The organism is Diaphorobacter ruginosibacter (assembly GCF_040396215.1).
Lineage (GTDB): Bacteria > Pseudomonadota > Gammaproteobacteria > Burkholderiales > Burkholderiaceae_C > Diaphorobacter_A > Diaphorobacter_A ruginosibacter_A.
In genome coordinates this window covers 1-3,477 of record NZ_JBEBOW010000218.1, presented here as the reverse complement: position 1 = coordinate 3,477, position 3,477 = coordinate 1, and the positions used below count along the sequence as shown (strand labels likewise).

General features: G+C 65.4%; 4 protein-coding genes. 1 reads left to right on the top strand and 3 read right to left on the bottom strand.

The genetic code is table 11. The features are described from left to right. Nucleotides 1-6 precede the first annotated feature (6 nt). Nucleotides 7-672 carry a helix-turn-helix domain-containing protein gene (locus ABWP92_RS16945; protein ID WP_353236577.1) on the top strand — a complete coding sequence of 222 codons (666 nt, stop codon included), beginning with the start codon at nucleotides 7-9 and terminating at the stop codon, nucleotides 670-672. Between the two features lie 52 nt (nucleotides 673-724). Here the strand turns inward: ABWP92_RS16945 and ABWP92_RS16940 are convergent, their stop codons facing one another. From ABWP92_RS16940 to ABWP92_RS16930, 3 genes are all read right to left on the bottom strand, one after another. Then, nucleotides 725-2,029: a Glu/Leu/Phe/Val family dehydrogenase gene (locus ABWP92_RS16940; protein WP_353236576.1), complete on the bottom strand. Its 1,305-nt coding sequence runs from the start codon at nucleotides 2,027-2,029 to the stop codon at nucleotides 725-727. 154 nt (nucleotides 2,030-2,183) lie between these two features. After that, nucleotides 2,184-3,083, bottom strand: a complete 900-nt coding sequence (locus ABWP92_RS16935) for a PPK2 family polyphosphate kinase (RefSeq protein WP_353236575.1) — start codon at nucleotides 3,081-3,083, stop codon at nucleotides 2,184-2,186. A gap of 7 nt (nucleotides 3,084-3,090) precedes the next feature. Continuing rightward, nucleotides 3,091-3,477: Bug family tripartite tricarboxylate transporter substrate binding protein (locus ABWP92_RS16930; RefSeq protein WP_353236574.1), on the bottom strand; the 387-nt coding region annotated here is incomplete at its 5' end.

Here is a 3,477-nt window from a genome sequence, read left to right as displayed (position 1 = left end):
CTTAGAATGGCGCGCATGTCACGCCCCTCGAAGAAAACCATCGCCAATGAAGTACTGCGAGAGGTGCTGCCGCGCGCGCGCGCCGCTGCCGCGGGCGCAGCGCCCGCGGGCAAGCAGGAGGTGGGCGCGAAGATACGCAGGATACGCAAGGAGCGGGGCCTCACGCTGCAGCAGGTGGCGGCCCGCAGCGGCCTGGCGGTCTCCACCGTGTCCAAGGCCGAGCGCGGCCAGATCGCGCTCAGCTACGAGAAGGTGTTGCAGCTTGGCGGCGCGCTCGATATCGACATGACGCGCCTCTTCATGGCGGGCGATGCGCCTTCCGATCCGCCGGCCGTGCAGCCCACGGTAGTCAAGGACCGCTTCGAGGACGTGCAGCGCTACGAGACCGATCAGTACGAGTACAGCGTGCTGTGCGGCGCGTTTCCCGGCAAGAAGATGCAGCCGCTGGTCGCCCTGATCAATGCGCGCGAGGCGCGGGATTTTTCGGAAACCATCCGTCATCCGGGGCAGGAGTTCGTGATGGTGCTCTCGGGCCGCGTGCGCATTCTTTTCGAGAACGGCGAGGTGGTGGAGCTGGGCAGGCACGAGGCCGCATACTTCGACAGCGGCGTGGGCCATGTCTACGTGAGCCTCAGCAAGCAGCCGGCGCAGGTGGTGTCGGTCTGCTGCTGATGCGCGAAAAAGGCGGCGTCAAGCCGCCTTGGCAACCGGGCGCGCGGCCGGATCAGGGATAGAGGCCGCGCATTTCGCGCGCATGCAGTATCCGCTTGCAGGCCACGATGAACGTGGCGGTGCGCAGCGTCACCTTGTGCTCCTGCGCCACGGCCCAGACGCCTGCGAAAGCTTCCTGCATGATGCGCACGAGGCGCGCGTTGATTTCGTCCTCGGTCCAGAAGAAGCTGGAGAAATCCTGCACCCACTCGAAGTACGAGACTGTCACGCCGCCCGCGTTGGCGATCACGTCGGGCAGCACGAGCACGCCCTTGTCGTTGAGGATGTCGTCGGCCTCGGGCGTGGTCGGGCCGTTCGCGCCTTCGATCACCAGCTTGGCCTTGATCTTGCCGGCGTTGTCCTTGGTGATCTGGCCTTCGAGCGCGGCGGGGATCAGGATGTCGCAGTTCACGCCCCAGAAGTCGGCATTGTCGATGCTTTGCGCGCCCCCGAAGCCGCCCACGCCGCCCTTGGCGGCAACGTGTTCGAGCAGCGCGTTCACGTCCAGCCCCTTGGCGTTGTGGATGCTGCCGGTGTGGTCCTGGACGGCCACCACGAGCGCGCCCGCGTCGGCGAACAGCTTGGCTGCGGTGCCGCCCACGTTGCCGAAGCCCTGCACGGCCAGCTTCGCGCCCTGGATGTTCAGGCCCGAGAGCTTGGCGGCTTCCATGCCGACGGTGAACACGCCGCGGCCCGTGGCTTCGATACGGCCGAGCGAGCCGCCCAGGTCGACCGGCTTGCCGGTGACCACGCCGGTCGAGGTGGCGCCCACGTTCATCGAATAAGTGTCCATCATCCAGGCCATGATCTGGCCGTTGGTGTTCACGTCGGGCGCGGGAATGTCCTTGGAGGGGCCGATCATCATGCCGATCTCGCTGGTGTAGCGGCGGGTGAGGCGCTCCAGTTCGGCGCGCGAGAGCGTGCGCGGATCGACACGCACGCCGCCCTTGGCGCCGCCATAGGGCACGTTCACGGCGGCGTTCTTGATCGACATCCATGCGGACAGCGCCATCACTTCCGACAGCGTCACGTCCTGGTGAAAACGCACGCCGCCCTTGCCCGGGCCGCGGCTCAGGTTGTGCTGGACGCGATAGCCTTCGTAATGGGCGATGGTGCCGTCATCCAGCTCGATCGGCACGTCCACCACCAGGATGCGCTTGGGGCGCTTGAGCGTCTCGACCCAGCGCGCGAGCGGGCCCAGGTAGGGGGTGACGCGATCCACCTGTTGCAGGTAGATGCCCCAGGGGCCGATGTGGTCCGGGTTCAGGTAGGAGGGAATCGGATGGGAGGCTGCGGAGGTGTCTTTGGTTTTGGACATGGAATGGACCTTGCATGAATGGCCGGGCCGGCCACGACGAATTCCACTGTATTCCTGCCGGTTTGCCCTGTCCAACGCCGCTCTGTATCGTTGTCATGCGCGCAAGGCATAACCGGCGGATGGGGCGAGGGGCGCCCTTGCATGCCCTTGCCCGCTATTGCACCTTGAATTTCGCCAGTTGAGGGTTGCCTTCGGGGAACTTGAGCTTCAGGTTGTCCATGACGGCGCGGGTGAGCGTGGCGATCATCAGGTTGCGGTGCGTCTTGGAGTCGGCGGGAACGATGGTCCAGGGAGCCCACGGCGTGTGGGTCGCGGGCAGCAGTTGCCCGTAGGCGCGCTGATACTCGTCCCATTGCTTGCGCACATCGATGTCGCCCATGTCGAACTTCCAGTGCTTGGACGGATCGTCCAGCCGCTCCTGCAGGCGCAGGCGCTGCTCTTCCTTGCTGATGTGCAGCATGAACTTGAGGATCACCGTGCCGGTGTCGGCCAGCAGCCTCTCGAACTGGTTGATGTGGCCGTAGCGCTCCTGCTGCTGCTCGGGCGTGATCCACCGATTGACCACGGGGACCAGCACGTCCTCGTAGTGGCTGCGGTTGAAGATCACGATCTCGCCCGCGCCCGGCGTCTGCTGGTGGATGCGCCAGAGATAGTCATGTGCCTTCTCCAGCTCGGTGGGCGCCTTCCAGCTCACCGAGCGCACGCCCAGCGGGCTCATTTCGCCGAACACGCTGCGCGCCGTGCCGTCCTTGCCCGAGGTGTCCAGGCCCTGCAGGATCACCAGCAGCTTGAAGCGGCGGTCGGCGTAGAACAACTGCTGGAGCGGATCGAGCTGCTCGGCGATCTGCTGCACCAGCACTTTGTTGTCCGGCTTGTCGCCCTTGGAGAACGGCTTGGCGGACGGGTCGAAATCCGCGAGCGAGAAGGCGGCGCCGTTTTTCTTCTTGCCATCATCCTTGTCATTGACATCGACGACAGGCCCGGGCTGCCAGCGGGCCCACAGCTCGCGCATGCCCTGGTCCTCGATGTCGAACGGGTCTCTGGACGTGGTCATGGCAAGCTCACAGTTTGATGTTGGCCTTCTGGATGATGGAGGCGTTGTTCCGGCTCTCCTTTTGCAGCAGCGCTTCGAATTCCGCCGCGCTCTGGTGCATGGGGATGTTGTCGGTGTTGCGCATGGCCTCCTGGATCTCGGGCGTTGCGATCTCCTTGAGGAGTGCCGTGTTGAGCCCGGCGATGATGTCGGCTGGCGTGCCGGCCGGCGCCATGAAGCCGAACATCGACGTCAGGTTGGCTTCGGCGAGGCCCTTTTCCGCCAACGTCGGCACGTCGGGGCGATTGGGCGCGCGCTTGGGGCCGGTGACCGCCAGCAGGCGCAGCTTGCCCTGGTCGATCAGGCTGTTGATGGTGCCGAACGGGTTGCCGGTCATGATCTCGAACTGCGCGCT